Below are 19,204 nucleotides of genomic sequence, written 5' to 3'. Positions count from 1 at the left end.
TTGACTCTTAACTTTTCAAATTAAAAATTTATGTTGCTTCATTAAAAAAAGGAGCTACCGGTTAGATTAATTTTGGCGCTTACGCTAGCGCCCCACCACCCGCTCCGTCTCTTCCATCGGCGTATGGCGTACATCCTCACCCTTCACCATGAAAATCACGTTTTCGGCAATGTTACAGGCGTGGTCTCCTACCCGTTCCAGAGCCCGCAGTACCCACATGATCGACATGCAGCGGGATATGTTGCGGGTATCTTCCATCATATGGGTCAGAAGGGTGCGGGCGGCGGCCTGATACTCTTCATCCACCCGTTTGTCTTCTTTCATGACTCGCAGCGCCTGTTCGGCGTCCAGCCGCACAAAGGCGTCCAGGGAATCGTGCAGCATGGCGTGCACATGGCTGCCAATGTGGCGGACTTCCACGTAGCCGAGTGATGTCTGGCCCTCTGCCTCCAGCTTCAACGCCAGTTTGGCGATTTTTTTGGCCTCGTCGCCCACCCGCTCCAGATCGACCACCATTTTAATGACCGCGATCACCAGTCTCAGATCCCGCGCCGCGGGCTGACGCCGGGCGATAATGAGTATGGCCTCTTCATCGATGTCAATTTCCATCTGGTCAACACCACGGTCGCCTGCGCGCACTTGTTCCGCCAGAACGCTGTCATTGGCGGTCAGCGCTTGCACGGCACTGCCAATCTGCGCTTCCACCAGCCCGCCCATTTCCAGAAAACGGGTTTTCAGTTCCAGCAGCTCGTTGTTGAAACGCTGGGAGATGTGATCGCCATACACTTGGTCTTTGTTGTTCGGCATTGTATTGCTCCGTAAATAATCTGGCCTTACCGGCACAGGCAGGCTTAGCCGAAACGGCCGGTAATATAGGATTCGGTCAGCGGATGCTGGGGCGAAGTAAACACCGTGTCTGTTTCATTCACTTCGACAAGGTGACCCATGTGGAAATAAGCGGTGCGGTTGGAAACCCGAGCCGCCTGTTGCATTGAGTGAGTCACGATGACGATGGTGTAGCTTTCGGACATCTCGGCAATCAGTTCTTCCACTCGTGCAGTTGCAATCGGGTCAAGGGCCGAACAGGGCTCGTCCATCAGGATCACTTCCGGACTGACGGCAATGGCACGGGCAATACACAGGCGCTGCTGCTGGCCGCCGGACATGCCGGTTGCCATGGCATCCAGACGGTCTTTAGCCTCATTCCACAAGCCCGCCTTGCGAAGGCTACTTTCGACAATGTCGTCAAGCTCGGACTTGCGATTTGCCAGCCCGTGAATTCGGGGCCCGTAGGCTACATTGTCGTAGATCGACTTCGGGAACGGGTTCGGCTTCTGGAACACCATGCCGACCCTGGCCCTCAGTTCAACCACGTCCCGCTTGGCGTCATAGATGTTCTGATCGTCCAGCTCAAGGGAGCCTTTCACGCGGCAAATATCAATGCTGTCATTCATGCGATTCAGGCATCGCAAAAAGGTTGATTTACCGCAACCAGAAGGACCGATGAAAGCAATGACCTCGTTTCGGCCAATATCCAGGCTGATATTCTTGATCGCCCGGTCTGCGCCGTAGGAAACGTCCACATTACGCAGCTTGAATTTAGGGTTGTCGGTAAATGGCTTTCCAACCGTCTTACCTTCTTCAATCACGGTATCTTCGGGCTTGTCTTCCATCAGGGTATCTTTGCGTTTGTGTTCAGGCACAGGAATCGATGCCCCCTTGCCTCGCATCTCGGCTTCTGCGGAAATACTCGGACTCATCGTGTTCATATCATTCTCCTTACCACCGACGCTCAAGCCGCTTTCGCAGCCAGATCGCCAATGCGTTCATAATGATCATGAAGGTAAGCAGCACCATGATGGCGGCGGATGCCAGCTCCACAAAACCTTGCTCGGAGCTGCTCGCCCAGAGGTAAATCTGTACCGGCAACACGGTGGCTGAACTGAAAAGCCCGTCAGGTACATCCACGATAAACGCCACCATGCCAATCAGCAGCAACGGTGCGGTTTCACCCAGAGCCTGAGCCATACCGATGATGGAACCGGTCAGCATACCGGGCATCGCCAGGGGCACCACGTGGTGAAGCACCACCTGCATCTTGGAGGCGCCAACACCCTCGGCTGCCTCCCGTATTGAAGGCGGGACACTTTTGATGGCGGCACGGCTGGAAATAATGATGGTTGGAAGCGTCATTAACGCAAGTACCAAACCACCTACGACAGGAACCGACCGGGGCATTCCGAACAGGTTTATGAATACCGCCAAGCCCAACAAACCAAAGATGATAGACGGCACCGCCGCCAGGTTATTGATATTCACTTCGATAAAATCGGTGAGCTTGTTCTGGGGCGCGAACTCTTCCAGATAGACTGCCGCCGCAATTCCCACGGGGAATGAAATGGCCAGGGTCACCAGCATGGTCAATAAGGAACCCACAATCGCACCAAGAACACCGGCGTTGGCAGGCTCTCTGGAGTCGCCTCGACTGAACAGCACGTCGTTGAAGCTGGTATCAATAATCCCTTTCTGCACCAGCTCGTCGACCCAGCGCTGCTGCTGTTCGGAGAGTTTGATGCTGTACCGAGGATTGTCCGCATGCTTGACGTAGACCGACACCCGATCATGAGTGGGAAACTCAATGGTTTGGGTGGTATTCAAAAGCTCCGGATTTTTTGTCAGTAAATTGCGGATTTCGCTGTCTGCGAAGGTACCCAGAAAACGGCCCAGCTCGCGTTTCTCAGCCGCGCCGGCTGCCTCAGGAACTTGCGCCTGCAAGGCGGCGAGAATCGGCGCCTTGAAATCCGCGTTGGACCATTGGTCTTTATCCGTCGGATCATCCAGGTACATCAATCCCGAATCGAGAGACACGTCCAGGGTGATGGTGGTCTTTACGAACCCTGTATGTCCCTTGCTGATAATGTCGGCGAACAGGATAAACAGGGACGCGAGTGCAATGAAAATCGCCAGAATTCCATACAGCCGGAACCGGCGCTCCTTACGGTACCGGCGTTTCAGCGATTTGCGGACGATCTCCGCCTGAGAACGTTGATCAGTCATACTGTTCCCTATATTTGCGTACTATCTTTAGAGCGACCACGTTGAGCAGCAGCGTGACGATGAACAGCAGCATGCCCAAAGCGAAGGCCGAAAGTGTCTTGGCGCTGTCGAACTCCTGGTCGCCCACCAGCAGTGTCGCAATCTGCACGGTTACGGTGGTTACCGAGTCCAGCGGATTGGCCGTCAGGTTGGCCGCTAGGCCTGCCGCCATGACCACAATCATGGTTTCACCGATGGCACGGGACGCTGCCAGCAGAATACCGCCAATAATGCCCGGCAGGGCCGCCGGGAAAATCACCTTCTTCATGGTTTCCGACTGCGTCGCACCCAGAGCCAACGAGCCATCGCGCATGGTCTGAGGTACCGCGCTGATCACATCATCTGACAGCGATGACACGAACGGCACAATCATGATTCCCATCACCAGGCCAGCGGCCAGAGCACTTTGGGAGGAGGCTTCCATACCCACTATTGCAGCAAGTTCACGGATAAACGGGGCAACGGTCAACGCAGCGAAAAAGCCGTAAACAACGGTAGGGATGCCCGCCAGCATCTCCAGCACAGGCTTTACCGTCGACCGCATACGCTTGCTCGCATATTCTGAAAGATAGATGGCGGACAGCAAGCCAACGGGCACAGCAACCAACAAAGCAATGGCAGAAATCAGCAGGGTGCCGGTAAACAGGGGAATAACACCGAAAGCGCCTTCGGAACCTATCTGATCGATCCGTATAGCGGTTTGAGGACTCCAGCTAGTTCCGAACAGGAACTCGGTAATCGGCACTCTGTCGAAGAACCGCATGGTTTCAAGAAAGACCGAGAATACGATGCCTGCAGTGGTCAACACAGCCAAGGCAGCACACGCAAAGAAGATTCGGCGCAGGGTGGTTTCTACGTTTTTTCTGGCGTTTATGTGGGGCGCTACGCGGGTCCAGGCAAAGGTTGCTCCCAACACTGCAATCAACACAACCAGGATGGCTTTGAAATTTCCGCTCTTGTCTTGCATGGCTTCCAGCAATGAAGCCGCCCCGGTAATATGCTTCGGCAAAAACTCAGGGTTGAGGCTACCAGCTGCCACGTTGCTGATTTGAGAGAGAATCAGGCTTGCCTGTCCGGCCGACTCGGGCCAGGTATCCTGGGGCAGCGATGCGATCACAATGCCCTGAATGACCTTGTCTTCAAAACCGGCCCAGACCGCCAGCACAATCAGTGCCGGGATAGCACACCAAAGTGCTGCACGCGCCGCGTAGTAAAAAGGGAGAGCCTTGAGATTCCGGATGCCGCCAAGGGGCGCTGCCACAGCCCGGGATCGCATATAAGCGAGGCCATAGGCAACCACAGCGAGAACCAGAACCAGGGGCAGAAGATTGGCCGTCTGCATAACAGTCTCTGTGTTGGTGGTTTTAAGTTAACTGGACGCCTATTCTGCCAGTTTGCCGCATAAAAATATTCACACAACCGCAACAAAACAACGCAGGCCTGAAAGCCCGCGTTGTTTTGTCGTCATCCTTGACGTTGCCTGGCCGGCCCTATAACTCGTTACCCGTCATCGGCGCCAGTTCTTTCACTGCTTTGGCAATCTTCATGCGCTCGTTGCGCGGGCTTGGGATCAGGCCTACATCAACCAGGTAGCCGTTATCACCCCAGGCGCCTTCGCTGGTGAACTCGGAAATGTATTCCTGGATACCAGGAACAACACCCACGTGCGCCTTTTTGACGTAGAACCACAGCGAGCGGGCTACCGGATATTGATCGCTGGAAATCGCTTCGGGAGTCGGTTCGACGCCGTTCACGGTCGCGGCCTGGATCTGGCCACTGTTTTCCATCAGGAAGCTGTAGCCGAAGATACCGACAGTTTCCGGATCTTGGGCCAGACGCTGAACGATCAGGTTATCGTTTTCGCCGGCTTCAACGAACGGGCCGTCTTCACGCATGCTTTGACACACGGTTTTGAACTTGTCTTCGTTCTCGTCTTCCATCTGCGCGATCATGGGGAACTGTTTGCAACCGCTTTCCATCGCCAACTCGACAAACGCGTCGCGTGTGCCTGAAGTCGGAGGCGGGCCCATTACGCTGATGGCAATATTCGGAAGGCTGGCGTCGATTTCACTCCAGTTCATGTAAGGGTTGGCTACCAGCTCGTTGCTACCGTCCGGGTTAGGTACATCTTTAGCCAGTGCCAGGAAAATTTGCTTCAGGGACAAGTCGAGCTTTTCCGCTTCCTTGGAGTTTGCCATAACGATACCGTCAGCACCGATACGTACTTCGGTGATTTCCTTGACGCCGTTGGCCTGGCACATGTCGAATTCGCTCTTCTTCATGCGACGGGAAGCGTTGGTGATGTCTGGGTGCTGGGTGCCAACACCTTGACAGAATAGCTTCAGGCCGCCACCGGAGCCGGTAGACTCAATCTTGGGCGTCGCAAAGTCGGTGTTACGGCCAAAACGCTCGGCAACCACGGTTGCAAAAGGATACACCGTTGACGAGCCGACGATGCTAATGGTGTCGCGAGCCATGGCCGGAGCCGAAAGTGCCGCAATTGCGCCAGCAAGGGTTGCTGTTGTCAGAGCTTTATAGAGTTTAGTCACCGTGTTTCTCCTAGGTTGCATCACTTTTTATATCAACATCTGCTGTTTTGATGGCCCAAGACTAGGCATTCTCTGTGACAGGTTTGTGACAAAGGCTGAAATTATCTAAATTCACCATCAGAACCGCGAACACACCTGACAAATGACAGGCGCGGCATTACCATGCAGCCAAACAATTAAGGAATTTGCCAAACTGGCATTCCGCCACTTTTCTTAAAGGCCTGTGTGATGAGCACTTTTGACGACGACAACCCAATGCCCCTCGGCGAGTTAATCCTGCGAATCATTCCATTTCCCGGCGATACCAACGCCAACGGCGATGTGTTCGCAGGCTGGCTGGTGAAGCAGATGGATATAGCAGCGGCCACTATGGCGGCCAGGATATCCAAAGGCCGAAGCGCCACTGTGGCTATGGACCGGATGGAATTTTTGTCGCCGGTACGGGTTGGCTCGCAGGTTGGCTGTTATTGCGAACTGATCGAAATTGGCCGTAGCTCAATGAATATTAAAATAGAAGTGTGGACGATGGACCGCTACTCCGAAGATCGCCGCAAGGTGACCGAAGGCCGCTTTGTTTACGTGGCGATTGATGAAGTCGGCCGTATCCGCGAAGTGCCGAACCAGTCCTGACCCTTGTTGTGTGTAATACCTTGGCCTGCTTTAGCGCCCCGGATTGTTGTGAAACCTTGGATTGATACGATATGGACTTTTTTCAGGCGGTTTTTCTTGGTTTGCTGCAGGGGCTGACAGAATTTCTGCCCATCTCCAGCTCTGCCCACCTTATTCTTACGCCGGCCCTGCTGGACTGGCAGGACCAAGGCGTAGGCTTTGACCTGGCCGTTCATGTGGGCACCCTGCTGGCTGTGGTGCTCTACTTCCGCCGCGATGTGTTCGGTATAGCCCGCGACGGCCTGGCATCCATGGCCCAGCGCCGGATTGTAGGCCAGGGTGCCATGGCGTTTTATCTGGTGATAGGCACCATTCCCGCAGGCCTGGCAGGGTTGGCGTTGCTGGATATGATTGATAACGAGTTGCGCTCACCTACGATCATCTTCACCACCACCCTGATCTTCGGTTTGCTGTTGGGTGTGGCCGACTGGATACCCAAACGCGATCGCTCGCTGGACTCCATTCGCTGGAAAGACGCGCTGATTGTTGGCCTGGCTCAGGCTATTTCCCTGGTACCCGGCACCTCACGCTCGGGCATTACCATCACTGCCGGCCTGTTTCTGGGCCTCAGCCGCGAAGCAGCATCCCGCTTTTCATTCCTGCTGGCCATCCCGATTACGGCGCTGGCGGCGGGTGTAAAAATCCTGGAAGTGGCGATGATGGACGTCGCTGTAGACTGGACGGGCTTTTTGATCGGCGGCGTTACTTCATTCGTTATGGCCATCACCGCCATCCACTTCTTTCTGAAGTGGTTGAATAAAGTGGGCATGTGGCCGTACGTGGTTTACCGGGTGATTCTGGCTGGCGTTATTTTTGCGGTTCTAATGTAGGTTTAGTGCAATGACAATGCCAGAAACCCGGCCCTGGCAACTCGTGCAAACCACCAAAGCCTAACAAGCCTCGAGCGGCGCATACGCCAACACCAGCCACTTGGCACCGTCATCAAAGTTAACCTGAATACGGGTGTGATGGCCGCTGCCCTCGCTGTTCATCACCGTGCCTTCACCGAACTTCGGATGCATCACCTGCTGCCCAAGCCTGAAACCAGACTGCTTGGCGGATTCCTGGCTGAACATGCTTTCGTTGGGCCGCGCCACCATAGCCGGGCGGGTCACCGTATTGCGCAGCCGCACCTCCTGAATACAGTCGCCGGGGATTTCCCGCACGAACCGCGACAGCGCATTGAACTTTTCCTGACCATACAAACGGCGTGATTCGGCGTAGGTGATTATCAGTTTCTTCATCGCGCGGGTAATGCCCACATACGCAAGGCGGCGCTCTTCCTCCATACGCCCCGGTTCCTCCAGCGACATGCTGTGGGGGAACAGACCTTCTTCAACGCCGGCCATGAACACCAGCGGGAACTCCAACCCTTTTGCAGAGTGCAGAGTCATTAACTGCACGCTGTCTTCGTGATCATCCGCCTGGGCTTCGCCGGCATCTAACGCGGCTTGGGCGATGAACTCCGACAGCGGATCAACACCTTCCTCCACTTCATAGGTGGTCAGCGCGTTTACCAGCTCTTCCAGGTTTTCCACCCGCCCCTGGCCTTTTTCACCTTTTTCGCTGGCGTGGTACTCCTTTAGGCCGCTGTCGTCGATGGTCTGTTGCATCAGGCCATGAAGGGTTCCATGTTCCGCCAGCGCGGACAGCTCTTCGATGATCGACAGGAATGTCTGCAGTCCGGTTTTTGCCCGGCCTTTCATCTGGCCGGCGTCCAGCATGCGCTGGGCGGATTCCCACATTGAGATGCTCTGCTCGCCGGCGTATTGGCGCAAATCGGCGAGGCTTTTGGCCCCTATGCCCCGCGGTGGCAGGTTTACCACCCGCTCAAACGCAGCGTCGTCGCGGCGGTAGTGAACCAGGCGTAGATAAGCCAGCGCGTTGCGAATTTCCTGGCGATCATAGAAACGCAGGCCGCCGTAAACCCGATACGGTATGCCCTGGCGCATCAGCGATTCTTCCAATACACGGGACTGGGCGTTGGAGCGGTAAAGAATGGCGCATTCGGCGCGCAGGTTGCCGTCTTGCACCCAGCTGGTGATGGTGTCGGCAATGTAGTTGGCTTCGTCTTGCTCGTTAAACGCGGCGTAAAGGCTGACCGGTTCACCGTCAACGCCGTCGCTCCAAAGTTCTTTACCCAAGCGGCCCTGGTTGTTGTCAATCACCGCGTTGGCGGCTTTCAGGATTAGCTTGGTAGAGCGGTAGTTCTGCTCCAGTTTTACCAGGCGGGCGTTCGGGAAATCGCGCTGGTACTGCTGGATGTTTTCGACTTTGGCGCCGCGCCAGCCGTAGATAGACTGGTCGTCGTCGCCCACCACGGTTAATGGCACGCGGTTGCTGGCCAGCACTTGCAGCCAGGCGTATTGAATGGTGTTGGTGTCCTGAAACTCGTCCACCAGAATGTGCTGAAAGCGCTGTTGATAGTGGGCCAGTAATTGCGGACGGTGCAGCCAGAGTTCGTGAGAACGCAGCAGCAGTTCGCCAAAATCCACCAGGCCACTTAGCTGGCACAGTTTTTCGTACTGGCGGTACACCCTTACCATGGTGCTGGTGAAGTGGTCGCCGGGGTTTTCCTGAATATGATCGGCACGCAGGCCTTCGTCTTTCTTGCTGCTGATCCACCACTGGGCCTGTTTGGGCGGGAACTGGCTTTCGTCGATCTGGGCTTCGCGCATTACGCGCTTCACCATTCGCAACTGGTCGTCGCTGTCCAACACCTGAAAGTTTTCCGGCAGGCCGGCGTCTTTCCAGTGGGCGCGCAGCAGGCGATGGGCAATACCGTGGAAGGTGCCAATCCACAGGCCGCGAGAGGGTATGTTCATCATCTCTTCAATGCGGTGGCGCATTTCCTTGGCGGCCTTGTTGGTGAAAGTCACCGCCAGAAGGCCGGTTGCCGGTACTCGGTTCACCTGCATCTGCCACGCCATGCGGTGTACGAGCACCCGGGTTTTGCCACTGCCGGCGCCGGCCAGAACCAGCAAATGATCGCTTTCTGCCGTCACAGCCTCGCGCTGGGCGTCGTTCAGGCCGTCGATAATGTAGGAAACGTCCATAAAATGTCGCTACTGGTTAAATAAACAGGTCGGAAAGTATACCAGCCTTGAATCGCCCTTGCCGCATGCGGGTGCATTGGGGCAAATTCCATGGGTTTTGGCCAAAAAAACGGTGAGCCGCGGCTCACCGTTTTCGTTCACTCTTTCACGCTTTCACTAGCAAGCGCTGACGCTTGTTTGGCTAGCCGGCGCGATTAAAACCCGCGGGGCACGGTTTGCGCTTCGGTGAATTCAAACAGCCCTTCTTCGCCGCCTTCACGGCCAGTACCCGACATTTTCATACCACCAAATGGCGCCTCCGGCGTGGGGCCGGTGCCAGTGTTCCAGCCCACGTGACCAAAACGCAGCCCGGCCGCGACGCGCTGGGCGCGTTTGACATCCGCGGTGAACACGTAAGAGGCTAGGCCAAACTCGGTGTCGTTGCCGGCCGCGATCACTTCGTTTTCATCGCTAAAGCTGGCAATAGGCACCAGCGGGCCAAAGGTTTCTTCCCGCGAGCAACACATTTGCGGGGTGACGCCGGTAATCACCGTGGGCGGGAAAAACAAATCGTCATCGTTCAACTCTGACGGCTTTTTACCGGCTACCAAAGTGGCACCCTGCTCTAGCGCGTCTGCCAGATGGCGTTTCACCTTGTTGTAACCGGCGCGGTTGATCAGCGGGCCGAGATCTACATCGCCGTTGATGCCGTCACCTACGGTCATTTTGTTTACCCGTTCGGCCAGTTTCTGGCTGAAGCTGTCGACAATTTTTTCATGGGCGAAAATACGGTTAGCGCACACGCAGGTTTGGCCGCTGCCGCGGAATTTGTTGGCCACCAGGTTATCAACCGCGGCGTCCAGGTCGGCGTCGTCAAACACGATAAACGGCGCGTTGCCACCTAGCTCCAGAGCCAGTTTTTTCACCGAGTCGGCGGTGCCTTTGATTAGCTGGCACCCCACTTCGGTAGACCCGGTGAAGCTAAGCATGGGCACATCCGGGCTTTCGCTCAGCGCTTTGCCAATCATGCTGGCTTTACCCATCACCAAGTTCACCATACCCGCGGGCAGATCAACGTATTTATCCATCAGAGTGAACAGCGCAACCATGGTCAGCGGGGTGGCGCTGGCGGGCTTGATCACCGACGGGCAACCGGCTGCCAAAGCTGCCGACAGCTTTTTAGCAATCATGCCAATGGGGAAGTTCCAGGGCGTAATCAAGCCCACTACACCAACCGGGCGAAAATGCACGGTCCAACTGCAGCCTTTGGGCTTTTCATCAAGGTTACGCGGGCTCAACACCTCAATATTTTTGGCGCAGTAATCAAAGAAGCCGGCGGCGTAATCCACTTCGCCCTGGGCTTCGTTTAACGGTTTGCCGTGTTCAAGGCACAAAATACGGCCCATCTCTGCGCGATTGGCGGTCAGGGCATCACGAATGTCTGTCAGCCATTTACGACGGGTTTCCAGCGGGTAAGGCTCGGTCAGTTTTTCGGCTTTTTTTGCCGCGGCTATGGCATCTTGCACCTGTTGCTCGGTTACAAACGGCACCTTGGCAATAACGGCACCGGTTGCCGGGTTATCCACGTCAAAGGTATCAGCAGCGGCTTGTTGCCACTGGCCACCGGCGTATCCGGTTATATTCTGCAATAACGGTGATTCAATCATTCAGGCTCCCTTACATGATAGATAATCAGGCTGTAAATGGTAAATAGCCAGGCTCTACATGATCGCCAGGCTGTTGCGATACCGCTCAAGCTGCTGCGATGCGCTTTGAACGCTCGATCGCAGAAACGCAAATTTTTTATTAACCTTTTCACCAGTCATAGTGGATGCTGTCCGGCAACCTGTAAAGCTGACAGCGCTTTTTACGGGTTACGTTTTTTTGACCCACGCCAGACAGTGCCTATACTCGGGTGAGCATGCACTACCGCTCTCTAAAAAGGCCGCCGTAATATGAAAGCATTTTTTCACCCCGCACAAGATCAGCACAGCCCACAGTCGTACTTCACTCGCGGCCAAATGCGCCAACCGCAAGAGGTTGCAGACCGCACCCGGGAAATGTTGGCGGGCCTGAAGGCCAGCGGTATTCCGGTGCTGCATCCGGCTGACCAGGGCGCGGGCCCCATTGGCAAGGTGCACGATCTGAGTTATCTACGCTTTCTGGAATCTGCCCATCGGCGCTGGAAAGCGATGGGCGATGACTGGGGCGATGAGGTCATGTCCAACATTTTTGTGCACAGCCCCAACGCGCTGAAAGGCGTTCTGGCAGAGGCCGCACGTTACCAGGCCGACGGTAGCAGCCCCATTGGCGAGCACACCTGGGACGCCGCCTACTGGTCGGCACAGACCGCCCTGGGCGCGGCCGACGCATTGATGGCAGGGGAGCACACCACCTACGCGGTATGCCGCCCACCGGGCCATCACGCCCGCCGCGCCGCTGCCGGCGGCTTCTGCTATCTGAATAACGCGGCGATTGCGGCCGAGCGCCTGCGCAGCCGTTATCAGCGCGTAGCCATACTCGACACCGACATGCACCACGGCCAGGGCATTCAAGAGATTTTCTACAACCGCAGCGACGTGCTTTACGTTTCGGTGCACGGCGACCCCACCAACTTCTACCCGGTGGTGGCCGGTTACGAAGAAGAACGCGGCGAAGGCGAAGGCTACGGTTACAACATCAACCTACCCATGCCCCACGGCTCTGATGAAGAGTATTTTTTCAGCAAAGTGGAAGAAGCTCTGACCGCGATGAAGCTGTACCAGCCGGATGTTATTGTACTGGCCTTGGGCTTCGATATTTACAAGGACGACCCGCAAGCCAAGGTGTCGGTGTCCAGCGAGGGCTTCTGTCGTTTGGGCAGCCACATTCGCCAACTGGGCCTGCCCACAGTGACCGTGCAGGAAGGTGGCTATGATTTAGACACCCTGAGTCACAACGTGCAGCAATTTTTTAAGGGCCTGACTGGCTAAGCCCTATTGCGGCAGGGCCTGTTGCGGTAAAGCGGGGTTCCAGCCCGGTCTGGAATTCAGCTTTATCGAGTAGCGCATCGGCAAAAAAACACTTAGTGTAACGCTTCGGCCGCCGGCAATCGGACGAGCACCCGCGTGGAGGAGGATGCCGGCCGCATACCAAGGAGTTTTACGACCGATGAATGAACCCACCATCAACGCGTTGGTGTCGCCCGAAGGCAGCTTGGAAATTCTGTCTAATCATGAAGTGAACCGTTTGAAAGACCGCAGCGAAGGCGGCCTTTACAAGCTATTCCGCCAGTGCGCGCTGGCGGTGCTGAATACCGGCGCGGTTACCGACGATTGCCAGGACTTGATGACGGCCCACAGCGATTTTGAGGTGCGCCTGGTGCCGCAACCCCGCGGCCTGAAGCTGGAACTGATCAACGCACCCCACCACGCCTTTGTCGACAATGAAATGCTGCGAGCCAATCGCGAGCATTTGTTTTCGGTGTTGCGCGACATCGTATACACTCATTCCAGCCCGCTGTTCACCGAAGCCAAGCGGCATCCTCGGCCGGAAGATTTGACCAATATGGTGTTCCACATTCTGCGTAATGCGCGGGTGCTGCAACCAGGGCGGCAGCCAGACATGGTGGTGTGTTGGGGTGGCCATTCCATCAGCCATGAAGAATACCAATACAGCAAAGAAGTGGGCCACCAACTGGGCCTGCGGGAACTGAGTATTTGCACCGGCTGCGGCCCCGGCGCCATGAAGGGCCCGATGAAAGGAGCCACCATAGGCCACGCCAAGCAGCGAGTAAAAGACGGCCGCTACATTGGCATTACCGAGCCCGGTATCATCGGCGCCGAAGCACCCAATCCGATTGTGAACGAACTGGTGATCATGCCGGATATAGAAAAACGCCTGGAAGCCTTTGTACGCCTTGGCCACGGCGTGATCGTATTCCCCGGTGGAGTTGGCACAGCAGAAGAAATTCTTTACCTTTTGGGTATTCTGCTGCACCCAGACAATGCCGACATTCCCTTCCCGGTGGTATTTACCGGCAGGCGCGAGAACGCTGATTATTTTGAAATGATAGACAAGTTTATCCGCAATGCCCTGGGTGACGACGCCGCGAAGCGCTATGAAATCATCATTGACGATCCGGTGCGGGTAGCGCGCACCATGAAACTTGGCATGCAAGAGGTCGAGACCTTCCGCCGCGCCATGCAAGACGCCTACTATTTCAACTGGACCCTGAAAATCGATCCAGTGTTCCAGCTGCCATTCGAGCCAGACCACGCCAATATGCGCGCGTTGGCGCTGCATCGCGATCAGCCGGTACACATGATTGCGGCCAATCTGCGTAAAGCCTTCAGCGGCATTGTTGCGGGTAATGTGAAAGAGGAAGGCGTTCGGAAGGTGCAGGCCCATGGCCCGTTTGAAATTGCGGGCGACCCCAGCCTGATTCAGCCTTTGGAAGCGATGCTGGAACAGTTTGTGGCTCAAAACCGGATGAAACTACCCGGCACTTCGGCTTATCGACCAAGTTACCGGATTATCAACAGGGCGTAGCATGTCGTCTGGCTAAGTTGACGGACACTTTAGCCAGACGTAACAACACCTCACTATTTTGCAACAACTGACCGCGGGATGGCTTATTTGCCGCCTGCAGGCAGACTGGCAAAGTACGCCGCCAGGTTGGCAATATCGTCATCACTCAGTGCCATTGCCTGGCCCTGCATAATGGCCGCCATGCCGCCATTTCGTTCCTTGCTTCTGTAGGCCTTCAACGACGACACCAAATACATCTCGTGCTGGCCCGCCAGATTCGGATACATCGGGATTAACGCAACACCGTTCTGACCATGGCAGGCGCCGCACACGACCGCTTTGGCCTTACCAGCGGCCACATCTCCCGCACTGGCCATCATCGGCAGCGCGGCACTCATTGCAAAAAGACCTGCAACAGCAAAGTGCTTCAATTTCATTAGGGCAACCCTCTCATTTTTTCGAATCGAATGCTTGCAATCGTTTATACGCGAATAACCGCGGATAACACACCTTATTAATATAACGGATTATCGTTATAGCACGTGCCAAATCCTGCTCAAATGCGATCGATCAAGACGCCATCTGCATGTCGCGGATGATAACAGCACCAGCCTGCGACCATAAACCTAAGTTGCTGTTCGGCATCGCGCTGGCCGCTGCACAGATTCTCGCGCTGAAGTTCAGCCCAACTTCGGCCCTGCACCACAGAGCGGCACCAAAGCGCGCACTGCGCGGGCTGTAATGCGGCCAGCCAGTCTGCGGCGCCGGCGCAGCGGCTAAGAATCTGTAGCGCCGGCAGGGTCAGCTCAAAGCCACGATGACCGGCGGCAAAATACCGCAAATCGCGAGAGTCCTCGGCATCCAGTTGCGGGCCGGCTGGCAGGCTGCGCATTACGGCGGCCATCAGTTCCGGCTGACATTGGCCCCATTGGCGACTGGCCAGCACCAACCAGTGTCGGCCCAGGCGCTGCTGTAAATCCTGCACCAAGCGCTCGCCTGCTGCACTGAGCCCGCACACAGCCTGTAACGGATATTCACCACTGCTGGCTTCCTGGCTAAAGCCCAAACGCACCGGCTGCAACCCCTGGCGCTGCCAAAAAGCCAAGAGCGCAGGCGTGCCACCAAAGCTGCTGCCGATATAATCAAAGCCATCCGCTTTGGCATAGGCCTGGGCGGCCGCTATTAAGCGTTGGCCAATACCGCTGCGCCGCTGCGGGGCCGCCACCGCAATTCGTGTTACCCGTAAACTGCGCTGCCGGGCCGCTTGAGGCAGGCCCGCGTGCAACGCCAGCGACTGTGCCAACAAGTGCCCGCGCAGCCGGCGCTGCCCAAGGCTGACCTGCTGCGCTAAGGGCGCTGAAAATTCGCCTTCGCCCTGAGCCCACAACAATCCCACCGTGCGCCCATTCGTGCGAGCGCGCCAGCTGACGGCTGCGGGGTCATCCAACCACTGGCGCAGGTCGGCAGGCGTAGTGCGGTAATGAGCGTCCACCAATAGCCCAAAAGCTTCCACCAAGTCGTTTTCTGTTGCCTGAGCCGGCTGCCAGCGCTCTACCTCCAACACCGGCGAGGGGTCAGGAGTCTGCTGCTGTGTATTACTCGGGCTCTGTGCCGCCAACAAGAACAAGCGAAAAACCAGCGGTTCCAAAGGGTCACTGGCGGCCCATCGCACCGGCGGCGAAAGAGTACGCTCTTGCCAGTGCGGCGTGTGTTGGTCCAACTGTTCGCGAAAGCGCACCGCAAATCCCCGCCCGGCGCCTTCGTAACCGTGAACGGTGGTGGCAAAGGCCACCCTGGGCCAGCCCAGCAAAATACGCTGCAACAGCGGCGCGGCTATGGCGGCGGCTTCGTCTACCATCACAACTTCTGCGGCAGGTTTGTCCGCCAGTAGCTGTTGCGGCAATAAAAATGTCAGGCTGGCGCCGCTGGTGGTGGTCAATTCAGTAGCCGATTGACTTTGCAGTTGAGCTCCCAGGCGCTCACGGGCGTGGGCCATAACAGTGGACACCTGTTTGGCCGAAGGCGCAGTCAGCAATACTCGCTGGCGGCCCTGCAACAGCAATTCCGCCGCTGCCAAGCCTAAAGCCGCCGATTTGCCGCGGCCGCGATCGGCGGTAACCACCAGCGGACGGCGCCGGCGCCCCAAGCCAAAGCGCACCAGTGCCTGCACTAGCTGGTCCTGCTCGGGCCCGCCGCTAACGCAGAAAGCCGTTGCAAGTCGGCGACGACTTAATTCACCCTGCACACGGCCCAGTTCTGAGTTTATGGTGGCGCTCGCCCGCTCATCCCCACTCACATCCAGCCGAATGACGTCTGGCGCATCACACAGTATCTTCGCCAAGCGCCCAGCGAAGGGGTGTTCGCTGGCTTGATCAAGGCCGGTGCGGGCGTAGTCCGGGTCAGCAAATGTGGCCCATTGCACCAGCGGCGGCATCAGCCAGAACCACAGGCCGCCCGCCGTTAATGTGCCAGCCAGCGCCGCCAGCCCGTCAGGCGGGTTGCCACTGAAGCCGTCCCACACCAGCAGGTCTAGCTCACGCCCCAGCCACGTTCTTGCTTGCGCCGGTGTCGCTACGTGCAAGGCCGGCAGAGGGCTGTCGGCCTTGGTGCTAACCCACAAGCCCTGATTTGCACTCAGAAATGGCAGTTCTGCCGACAACCAGTTCAATGCTGCGCTGCGGCTGCCCTCAAACAGCACCAGCCTACGCTCCCCGGCGTGCCGCAGTTCAGCCCGCAGAAGCTGCAATGCGCGGGTGCTGGGTGAATCCGGTGTAGACGTCATAAAAGGTGCTCTTGAACTGCTGAATATGAAAAATGACGACGCCATTATGGAACAGGCCTGTGCCCGCGACCAGTTGCCGATTACAATGGCGCCATGCCACAGCAACCACCCGTTACCGATTACCAGCATCAACCCCACACTGCCGCAACGGCCCTGGCGAATCCAGCGGCACAAATCCCCCTGCCCGAGTTTCTGACTAATGAGCAACGGGACATTATCAGCGCCGGCTTTGAACATGCGGTAATTACCGCGGTCGCCGGCAGTGGCAAAACCACGACCCTGGCCTGGCGTATTCGCTATCTGCTGCACCAGGGGCACGACCCCGCCCGTATGCTGGTGCTGATGTTCAACCGCAGCGCCAAGATGGATTTCGAACGCAAACTGCAAGCGGTGTGCGGCAATAGCGGTCTGGCGCTGCCGGAAATACGCACCTATCACGCCATGGGCCTGCGGCTTTACCGGCGCTTTGTGCGGGAGGGCTACCTACCCAATTTTTCCGCTAACATTCTCAGCGACCAGGAAATCAACTATCAGGTGTTCCAGCTCAGTCGTCGGCTAGTACCCGAAGACCTGGCAGAGGAGCTGCGGCGCAACAAAAAAGAATTTATAGAAACCGCCATCGGCTTTATTGACCGGGTGAAAACCAGTCTTTCGCCTGCTGAAATCGTGTTTGAAGACATGGAGTTCACCGAACGCCAGCGCTACCTGATTGACCTGTTCCACAGTTTCGAGCAATGGCGCAAAGGCCAGAGCCGTATCAGTTTTGCCGACATGCTGTACGAGCCGGTCATGGCCATTCACCAGAACCCGCTCCTGCAAAGGCTGGTGGCCAATAAAATGGACCTGATTCTGGTTGACGAGTACCAGGACACCAACGAAATTCAGCACTTGCTGCTGCGCTATGTAGCCGGTGATCGGGCCCGGGTAACCGTAGTGGGCGATCCGGACCAAACCATTTACGAGTTTCGTGGTGCCAAACCGGAGTTTATTCTGCGCCGCTTCAGCGACGAGTTTGAAAGCCCGCTGGAACAAACCCTAAGCTACAGCTTCCGCTATGGCCACCGGGTAGCGTTGCTGGCTAACCATCTGATTCACAACAACAGTGGCCGCAAAGACTTACTGTGCCACGCCCATCCGTCTACGCCTGCCACCATCATTACCCTGCACCGCCAGGACAATGACGCCGATACCGTGTTGCAGCTGTTGCAAGCCATGACAGCAGAACAATTGACCGATACGGCCATCCTTTTCCGGGTATGGAGCCAGAGCGTGGCCATTGAACTGAAACTGCTGGCGCGACAAGTACCCTACCGCATTGATGCCGGCAAAGGAGCGCTGTTCAGCCGCGAAGTGCAGGCCATTATGGCGCTGCTGCAGGTAGTAACCGGACAGCTCAAGCAATTACCCGACAGCGACCGCCTGGAGCTGGCGCGGCAACTGCTGCGGTTTCCCCACGTTGGCCTGAAAGAGCCGGAGCTGGACCAGCTCGCACGCTTTTTGGCCGGTTTTGGCGAAGACTGGGCACAACGCATGCTAGCGATGGACTTTAACGCCCTGGGTCCCATGGCCGCCCGCAAGCTGCGCAAACTGGCAGAAACACTGAACCAGCTCAGTGGCTATCGCGGCCCGGTGGCCGGGCTGATTAGTGTATACGCCGACAGCACCGACCTGTACGACGGCATTCGCAGCCTGGCCTTGACCCACGACAACGCGGAGGAGCGAATCAACACCATTAACGGCTTTCGCCAATACCTGAAAAGCCTGGATATTAACGCCGAAAAAGCTTTGGCCCACCTGCACACTCTGAAGCAACAAGCCGGCGCGCGTCGCAACGACGAGCAAGACACCAAGCCCGTCGGCGTTCTGCTGTCGACCATTCATCGCACCAAGGGTCTGGAGTGGCCGACGGTGATCGTGCCCGGTCTTCAGGAAAAATACTTGCCTTATAGCCCCCGCGCCGAAGACAATCTACGCGCCCACCTGGAAAGCGAACGGCGCTTGTTGTACGTGGCCATTACCCGCAGCAGGCAGCAGTTGCACTTGATTACGCGCCCTGCAAGCGGCCGCCCTCACCTGGACGGCGAACAGGGCCCCAGCCGCTTTGTTGCAGAGTGTTGCTTTGAGCTATCCGATGAACTAGGCGGCGCTTTGCATCAACCAGATGGCAGCAACGCTCTCACGCTGAACGCCCCGCTAACGGCTATCAGCGAGCGTTACGGTCGCCGCGAAGGCATAACCCTGAGCGGCGAAACAAGCCAAGAAGACAATGACCAGCCCCTATGGCAGCGGGAACGGCTGCAGCACGCCATATTTGGCGCTGGAACCGTTGTCAGTGAAGATGAAAGAGCCTTCGAGGTTCGATTTGATAACGGCGATACCCTCAACTTCAGCAAGCAAAGCGCTCACCTCTATTTCAGCACATTAAGTTAACGCTGGTTTAGGTGTAAAAATAATTTTTATTCTATTTTAATCAATATGTTAAAATTAAAATTTAAATCTATACCCGTATAAGTCCTAAGGTAACATTACGTAAGCTTGTTTTGAATTTTGCGCTCCAATAGCCT

At 56.5% G+C, this 19,204-nt stretch carries 14 protein-coding genes; 5 read left to right on the top strand and 9 right to left on the bottom strand.

The genetic code is table 11. The features are described 5' to 3' along the window. Positions 1-84: 84 nt before the first annotated feature. The 5 genes from phoU to MIH18_RS14535 all read right to left on the bottom strand — a co-directional run bounded on the left by phoU (position 85) and on the right by MIH18_RS14535 (position 5,645). A complete protein-coding gene (gene phoU / locus MIH18_RS14555) occupies positions 85-807 on the bottom strand; it encodes a phosphate signaling complex protein PhoU (protein ID WP_249006606.1) in 723 nt (240 codons plus the stop codon). Between the two features lie 44 nt (positions 808-851). Beyond that, on the bottom strand, positions 852-1,769 hold the full coding sequence (pstB, locus tag MIH18_RS14550; RefSeq protein ID WP_249012719.1) for a phosphate ABC transporter ATP-binding protein PstB: 918 nt from the start codon (positions 1,767-1,769) through the stop codon (positions 852-854). Between the two features lie 10 nt (positions 1,770-1,779). Further along, positions 1,780-3,057 carry a phosphate ABC transporter permease PstA gene (gene pstA, locus MIH18_RS14545; RefSeq protein WP_249012718.1) on the bottom strand — a complete coding sequence of 426 codons (1,278 nt, stop codon included), beginning with the start codon at positions 3,055-3,057 and terminating at the stop codon, positions 1,780-1,782. Next, the gene (gene pstC, locus MIH18_RS14540) at positions 3,050-4,438 is read right to left on the bottom strand and encodes a phosphate ABC transporter permease subunit PstC (RefSeq protein WP_249006609.1); all 1,389 of its coding nucleotides are present in this window, start codon (positions 4,436-4,438) and stop codon (positions 3,050-3,052) included. The genes pstA and pstC overlap by 8 nt, the downstream gene beginning before the upstream one ends. 148 nt (positions 4,439-4,586) lie before the next feature. Beyond that, a complete protein-coding gene (locus tag MIH18_RS14535) occupies positions 4,587-5,645 on the bottom strand; it encodes a substrate-binding domain-containing protein (protein WP_249006610.1) in 1,059 nt (352 codons plus the stop codon). A 228-nt stretch (positions 5,646-5,873) separates the two neighbouring features. Between MIH18_RS14535 and MIH18_RS14530 the strand changes: the two genes are divergently transcribed. Together MIH18_RS14530 and MIH18_RS14525 are read left to right on the top strand one after the other, a co-directional pair. After that, on the top strand, positions 5,874-6,275 hold the full coding sequence (locus tag MIH18_RS14530; protein ID WP_249006611.1) for an acyl-CoA thioesterase: 402 nt from the start codon (positions 5,874-5,876) through the stop codon (positions 6,273-6,275). Between the two features lie 71 nt (positions 6,276-6,346). After that, entirely contained in the window at positions 6,347-7,144 is a 798-nt protein-coding gene (locus MIH18_RS14525; RefSeq protein ID WP_249012717.1) for an undecaprenyl-diphosphate phosphatase, read from the top strand. A gap of 60 nt (positions 7,145-7,204) precedes the next feature. On the opposite strand, the gene uvrD is transcribed toward MIH18_RS14525, so the two are convergent. Further along, the gene (uvrD, locus tag MIH18_RS14520) at positions 7,205-9,370 is read right to left on the bottom strand and encodes a DNA helicase II (protein WP_249006613.1); all 2,166 of its coding nucleotides are present in this window, start codon (positions 9,368-9,370) and stop codon (positions 7,205-7,207) included. Between the two features lie 194 nt (positions 9,371-9,564). Continuing rightward, the gene (locus MIH18_RS14515) at positions 9,565-11,016 is read right to left on the bottom strand and encodes an aldehyde dehydrogenase family protein (RefSeq protein ID WP_249012716.1); all 1,452 of its coding nucleotides are present in this window, start codon (positions 11,014-11,016) and stop codon (positions 9,565-9,567) included. Positions 11,017-11,304: 288 nt separating this feature from the next. On the opposite strand from MIH18_RS14515, the gene MIH18_RS14510 reads away from it, so the two are divergent. Together MIH18_RS14510 and ppnN are read left to right on the top strand one after the other, a co-directional pair. Continuing rightward, on the top strand, positions 11,305-12,321 hold the full coding sequence (locus tag MIH18_RS14510; RefSeq protein ID WP_249006615.1) for a histone deacetylase family protein: 1,017 nt from the start codon (positions 11,305-11,307) through the stop codon (positions 12,319-12,321). Between the two features lie 178 nt (positions 12,322-12,499). After that, entirely contained in the window at positions 12,500-13,879 is a 1,380-nt protein-coding gene (ppnN, locus tag MIH18_RS14505) for a nucleotide 5'-monophosphate nucleosidase PpnN (RefSeq protein ID WP_249012715.1), read from the top strand. Between the two features lie 83 nt (positions 13,880-13,962). Here the strand turns inward: ppnN and MIH18_RS14500 are convergent, their stop codons facing one another. Both MIH18_RS14500 and MIH18_RS14495 read right to left on the bottom strand, forming a co-directional pair. After that, positions 13,963-14,295 carry a cytochrome c gene (locus MIH18_RS14500; RefSeq protein WP_249006617.1) on the bottom strand — a complete coding sequence of 111 codons (333 nt, stop codon included), beginning with the start codon at positions 14,293-14,295 and terminating at the stop codon, positions 13,963-13,965. 119 nt (positions 14,296-14,414) lie between these two features. After that, on the bottom strand, positions 14,415-16,640 hold the full coding sequence (locus tag MIH18_RS14495) for a GNAT family N-acetyltransferase (RefSeq protein WP_249012714.1): 2,226 nt from the start codon (positions 16,638-16,640) through the stop codon (positions 14,415-14,417). A gap of 93 nt (positions 16,641-16,733) precedes the next feature. On the opposite strand from MIH18_RS14495, the gene MIH18_RS14490 reads away from it, so the two are divergent. After that, positions 16,734-19,070, top strand: a complete 2,337-nt coding sequence (locus MIH18_RS14490) for an ATP-dependent helicase (RefSeq protein WP_249012713.1) — start codon at positions 16,734-16,736, stop codon at positions 19,068-19,070. The last annotated feature ends 134 nt before the right edge of the window (positions 19,071-19,204 follow it).

The organism is Marinobacter sp. M3C, assembly GCF_023311895.1.
Lineage (GTDB): Bacteria > Pseudomonadota > Gammaproteobacteria > Pseudomonadales > Oleiphilaceae > Marinobacter.
This window is presented reverse-complemented; position numbering and strand designations above follow the sequence as displayed.

Excerpts from the sequence above, each read along its gene's own strand:
- MIH18_RS14515 (WP_249012716.1), bottom strand. The coding sequence starts at position 11,016 with ATGATTGAATCACCGTTATTGCAGAATATAACCGGATACGCCGGTGGC.
- ppnN (WP_249012715.1), top strand. The coding sequence starts at position 12,500 with ATGAATGAACCCACCATCAACGCGTTGGTGTCGCCCGAAGGCAGCTTG.
- pstB (WP_249012719.1), bottom strand. The coding sequence starts at position 1,769 with ATGAACACGATGAGTCCGAGTATTTCCGCAGAAGCCGAGATGCGAGGC.
- pstC (WP_249006609.1), bottom strand. The coding sequence starts at position 4,438 with ATGCAGACGGCCAATCTTCTGCCCCTGGTTCTGGTTCTCGCTGTGGTT.
- phoU (WP_249006606.1), bottom strand. The coding sequence starts at position 807 with ATGCCGAACAACAAAGACCAAGTGTATGGCGATCACATCTCCCAGCGT.
- MIH18_RS14500 (WP_249006617.1), bottom strand. The coding sequence starts at position 14,295 with ATGAAATTGAAGCACTTTGCTGTTGCAGGTCTTTTTGCAATGAGTGCC.
- MIH18_RS14530 (WP_249006611.1), top strand. The coding sequence starts at position 5,874 with ATGAGCACTTTTGACGACGACAACCCAATGCCCCTCGGCGAGTTAATC.
- MIH18_RS14525 (WP_249012717.1), top strand. The coding sequence starts at position 6,347 with ATGGACTTTTTTCAGGCGGTTTTTCTTGGTTTGCTGCAGGGGCTGACA.
- MIH18_RS14510 (WP_249006615.1), top strand. The coding sequence starts at position 11,305 with ATGAAAGCATTTTTTCACCCCGCACAAGATCAGCACAGCCCACAGTCG.
- uvrD (WP_249006613.1), bottom strand. The coding sequence starts at position 9,370 with ATGGACGTTTCCTACATTATCGACGGCCTGAACGACGCCCAGCGCGAG.
- pstA (WP_249012718.1), bottom strand. The coding sequence starts at position 3,057 with ATGACTGATCAACGTTCTCAGGCGGAGATCGTCCGCAAATCGCTGAAA.
- MIH18_RS14490 (WP_249012713.1), top strand. The coding sequence starts at position 16,734 with ATGCCACAGCAACCACCCGTTACCGATTACCAGCATCAACCCCACACT.
- MIH18_RS14495 (WP_249012714.1), bottom strand. The coding sequence starts at position 16,640 with ATGACGTCTACACCGGATTCACCCAGCACCCGCGCATTGCAGCTTCTG.